The 3632-nt window shown below is 64.1% G+C and carries 2 protein-coding genes; one reads left to right on the top strand and one right to left on the bottom strand.

Annotation, left to right across the window (positions count from 1 at the left end):
- Positions 1-18: 18 nt before the first annotated feature.
- Positions 19-2079 carry a S9 family peptidase gene (locus IL54_RS02755; protein WP_037473009.1) on the bottom strand — a complete coding sequence of 687 codons (2061 nt, stop codon included), beginning with the start codon at positions 2077-2079 and terminating at the stop codon, positions 19-21.
- A gap of 121 nt (positions 2080-2200) precedes the next feature.
- Here IL54_RS02755 and IL54_RS02750 point away from each other — a divergent pair.
- Positions 2201-3632, top strand: a 1432-nt coding sequence (locus tag IL54_RS02750; protein WP_037473024.1) for an aminopeptidase P family N-terminal domain-containing protein, incomplete at its 3' end; no start/stop codon positions are given.

The following is a 3632-nucleotide window of genomic DNA, read 5'->3' as shown; positions in this document are numbered from 1 at the left end:
CCGCTGAAGGGAGGGGAGTTAGGATGCTAACCCCAACTGCCACAGCAGGAACGCAAACTCCTCCGCCGTTTCGTGCAAGCTCTCGAACCGGCCCGACTTGCCGCCATGGCCCGCGCCCATATTGGTTTTGAGCAGCAGGATATTGTCGTCGGTCTTGTTGGCGCGCAGCCTGGCCACCCATTTGGCAGGCTCCCAATAGGTGACGCGCGGATCGTTCAGGCCCGCCGTCACCATCAAGGGCGGATAGGCCTGTGCCGTCACATTGTTATACGGATCATAGCCCAAAATCGTCTCGAACGCCGCCTTGTCCGCGATCGGATTGCCCCATTCGGGCCATTCGCCCGGCGTCAGCGGCAGCGTCTCGTCCAGCATCGTATTGAGCACATCGACAAAGGGCACATGCGCCACCACCGCGCCCCACAGGTCGGGGTCGGAGTTGATCACCGCGCCCATCAGTTCGCCGCCCGCAGACCCGCCGGAAATGCCGATCTTGCCCGCCGCCGTATAGCCAAGGTCGATCAGCCCCTTCGCGACATCCACGAAATCGGTGAAGGTGTTGGTCCGCTTGTCGAGCTTGCCATCGAGATACCATTGCTGGCCGAGATCATCGCCGCCGCGAATATGCGCGAGCGCGAACACCATGCCGCGATCCAGCAGCGACAGCCGCCCGGTCGAAAAGCCCGGCTCCATCGCCAGCCCATAGGCACCATAGCCGTAGAGATGCAGCGGCGCGCTGCCATCGCGGGGCAGATCCTTGGGGTAGACGATCGACACCGGGATCGCGGTGCCGTCGCGCGCCGGGATCATCAGCCGTTCGGTCGTATAGCGGCTGGCGTCATAGCCCGATGGGATGGCCTGCACTTTCAATTCTTCGAGCCGTCCGTCGTCGAGATGATAATCATAGATGGTGTCGGGCGTGACCATCGATTCATAACCGATGCGCAGCTTCGTCACATCATATTCGGGATTATCGTCCAGCCCCGCGCAATAGCTGGCTTCGGGGAAGGGGATGCGCTTTGGCCTGTGGGTGGCGTAATCGCGCAATTCGATCTGGTCGAGCCCGTCTTGCCGCCCTTCGGTAACATAGAAGCGCTGGAACAGGGTGAAATCGGTCAGGTAGAAATGATCGTCGGGCGCGATCACCTGCGTCCATTGGTCGGGCGCATCGAGCGCGGCCGTCACCAGCCGGAAATTGGGGTGGGCATCGTTGGTGCGGATGTAGAGCGTGCCCTCATGCTCATCGACATCATATTCGCGGCCCGGCTGGCGCGGCGCGACCAGAATCGGGTCGGCCAGCGGATTGTCGGCGGGGATCAGCCAGGCTTCGGTCGTCACATGATCGCCGGTCGCGATGACGATCCATTTTTCCGACGAGGTGAGCCCGACCGAGACGCGGAAGCCCTCATCATCCTCATGGAAGAGTTCGACATCGCTCGTCACGCTCTGGCCCAGCCAGTGGAGCCGCGTATTGTCCGTGCGCCAATTGTCGTTGGCGATACCGTAGAGCAGCCCCTTGCTGTCGCTGGTCCACACCAGGGATGACAGCGTGTCGGGGATGACTTCGGGCAGAATCTCGCCGCTCAGCAGATCCTTGATCCGCGCTTCGAACCGTTCGGAGCCGTTGGTGTCGATCGCATAGGCGAGATAACGGCCATCGGGGCTGACCGACATCGCGCCCAGCCGGAAATAGTCATGCCCCTGCGCCAGCGCGGTTTCGTCCAGGATCAGCTGATCCGGCCCCCCCGCCACGGGCTTGCGATACCATTTGCGATATTGCGCGCCGATTTCGAAGGCGCGCCAATAGATATAGTCGCCATCCTTTTGCGGCACCGACTGGTCGTCTTCCTTGATCCGCCCCTTCATCTCGGCGAACAGCGTGTCGGTCAGCGCCTTGTGCGGGGCCATCGCCGCTTCGAAATAGCGGTTTTCTTGCTCCAGATAGTCCAGCACTTGCTTGTCCGTCACCTCCGGGTAGCCGGGGTCGCGCAGCCAGGCATAATCGTCGGTCAGGGTGATGCCATGATGGGTGAAGCTGTGCGGACGGCGAGCGGCAACGGGCGGCTGGGAAAGATCGGTCATTCAGTGTCCATATATGATCGGGTCGATGTGATCTGGTCGGCGGCGCTGGCATAAGCGCCTTTGCCTGCTTATGTTGTCGCCTTTGCGGCCTGCGCAAGGGCCGATAGACAAGGAAGCATGAATGTCCACCTATGAAGACCGGCTGAAGGCGCTGCGCGCGCAGTTGGTGCGGGACCGGCTCGACGGCTTCGTCGTGCCGCTGACCGACGAGCATATGAGCGAATATGTCGGCGCCTATGCCCAGCGGCTCGCCTGGCTGACGGGGTTTCAGGGGTCGGCGGGCAGCGCCGTGGTGCTGCCGGAGCAGGCCGCGATCTTCACCGATGGCCGCTATACGCTGCAGGTGCGCGAGCAGGTGGACGGAGCGCATTGGGCTTACGAGAGCGTGCCGCAGACCTCGATCGCCGACTGGCTGGGCATCCATGCGCCGCAGGGCGGCCGGATCGGCTATGACCCCTGGCTGCATACCAGCGCCTGGGTAAAGGCGGCGAGCGCCGCGCTGGCGAAGAAGGGCGCGACATTGGTCGCGGTCGATACCAACCCGATCGATGCGGTCTGGCCCGACCGGCCCGCGCCCAGCGCCGCACGGCTGGTGGTGCATGAGGATCGCTTTGCCGGGCGCAGCGCCGCCGACAAGCGACAGGCGATCGCCGACTGGCTGGTGGAGACAGGCGCGGATGCCGCGGTGCTTTCCGCGCTCGATTCGATCGCCTGGGCCTTCAACATCCGGGGCAAGGATGTCGATCGCACGCCCGTCGCGCTCGCCTATGCGATCATCCATGCCGATGCGACCGCCGACCTCTATGTCGCGCCCGAAAAGATGGACGAAGCCGTCACCCAGCATCTCGGCAATGCGGTGCGGGTCAGCGACGGTGTGAACTTCGCCGCCGCGCTGCAGGATTTTGCCGGAAAGACGGTGGTCGCCGACCCCGAACGGGCGGTGGCGGCGATCTTCGACGCGCTGGAACAGGGTGGCGCGACCGTGCTGCCGCTGCGCGATCCGGCCGTGCTACCCAAGGCGATCAAGAATGACGTCGAGATTGCTGGCCACAAGGCTGCGCAGGCGCGCGATGGCGCGGCGCTCAGCCGCTTCCTCCATTGGGTGTCGGTCGAAGCGCCCAAGGGCGGCCTCACCGAAATGTCCGCCGCCGACCGGCTGGAAGCCTTCCGCAAGGAGACCGGCCTGCTGGAAGATCTGTCGTTCGACACGATCAGCGGTGCGGGACCGAATGGCGCCGTGGTCCATTATCGGGTCGAGGACAAGACCAACTGCCCGATCGAGACGGGCACGCTCTATCTGGTCGATTCGGGCGGCCAATATCGCGACGGCACCACCGACGTCACCCGCACGCTGGCGATCGGTACGCCGACCCGCGAGATGCAGGAGCGGTTTACGCTGGTGTTGAAGGGCCATGTCGCGCTGGCACGGGCGGTGTTCCCGGTGGGGACTCGCGGCGGCCAGCTCGACGTGCTTGCGCGGCAATATCTGTGGGCACAGGGGCTGGATTATGCCCATGGCACCGGCCATGGCGTCGGCAGCTTCCTGTCGGTGC

Origin of the sequence: Sphingobium sp. ba1 (genome assembly GCF_000743655.1) — a bacterium.
Taxonomy (GTDB): domain Bacteria; phylum Pseudomonadota; class Alphaproteobacteria; order Sphingomonadales; family Sphingomonadaceae; genus Sphingobium.
The sequence above is the reverse complement of the archived record's forward strand: the minus strand, read 5'-3'. Positions and strand labels throughout refer to the sequence as shown.

Coding starts and splice junctions, on each gene's coding strand:
- IL54_RS02755 (WP_037473009.1), bottom strand. CDS start 2,079: ATGACCGATCTTTCCCAGCCGCCCGTTGCCGCTCGCCGTCCGCACAGC.